This window comes from Endozoicomonas sp. G2_1 (assembly GCF_017744155.1).
Taxonomy (GTDB): Bacteria; Pseudomonadota; Gammaproteobacteria; order Enterobacterales; family Alteromonadaceae; genus JAGHQT01.
On record NZ_JAGHQT010000040.1, the window covers coordinates 1 to 837 of the forward strand.

Sequence of the window (837 nt, forward strand, 5' to 3'; positions counted from 1 at the left end):
AAAAGAAGTGGCTAGTTTAACCTTCGGGAGGACGGTCACCACTTTGTGATTCATGACTGGGGTGAAGTCGTAACAAGGTAACCCTAGGGGAACCTGGGGTTGGATCACCTCCTTATCTTGAAAGAATTGAGATTGTCGGTCAAATCAATGCCATCCGTGGCGATTTGACACAGATACATCCGTGTATCTAGAGTGCTCACACACATTGTTTGATAACGAAAATGAAGAATGACAAAGCCTTTGGGGCTATAGCTCAGCTGGGAGAGCGCCTGCCTTGCACGCAGGAGGTCAGCAGTTCGATCCTGCTTAGCTCCACCAAGTTCACTCTTATGTGATTTAGGTCTGTAGCTCAGCTGGTTAGAGCGCACCCCTGATAAGGGTGAGGTCGGCAGTTCAAGTCTGCCCAGACCTACCAATTACTAGAGTCTTTGTCGCAAAGAAGCCAAATTAAAGCTTACTTAATCAGTAATATTTAATTTGGTTTTTTTAACCACGAATTAGCCGAATGCGCGCTAGTTTGACGTTCTTTAACAATCTGGAAAGCTGATATATATCCCGAGATATTTGTCTTTATAGATAATTATCTCAACCGTTAATTACAGTGTCGCGCTGTAGTTAACAACCTGAAACAAGACTTCCTTATCTTGTTTCATCTAATTCAAGTAGCTCATCATCTAGGTAACTAGATAAGAGTACGTGAAAATGTCAGACATACATTTAGTTTGGGATTTGTCTCCCAAACACTTAAGACGTTCTTTTTATAAGACCGCTTGGGGTTGTATGGTTAAGTGACTAAGCGTATATGGTGGATGCCTTGGCAGTTAGAGGCGATGAAAG

The 837-nt window shown here is 42.7% G+C and carries 2 tRNA genes and 1 rRNA gene; all 3 read left to right on the forward strand.

Annotated elements, in window-relative coordinates:
* Positions 1 to 115, forward strand: a 16S ribosomal RNA gene (locus J7384_RS19190); the annotation flags it as partial.
* Between the two features lie 127 nt (positions 116 to 242).
* A tRNA-Ala gene (locus J7384_RS19195) sits at positions 243 to 318 on the forward strand.
* A 20-nt stretch (positions 319 to 338) separates the two neighbouring features.
* A tRNA-Ile gene (locus tag J7384_RS19200) sits at positions 339 to 415 on the forward strand.
* The last annotated feature ends 422 nt before the right edge of the window (positions 416 to 837 follow it).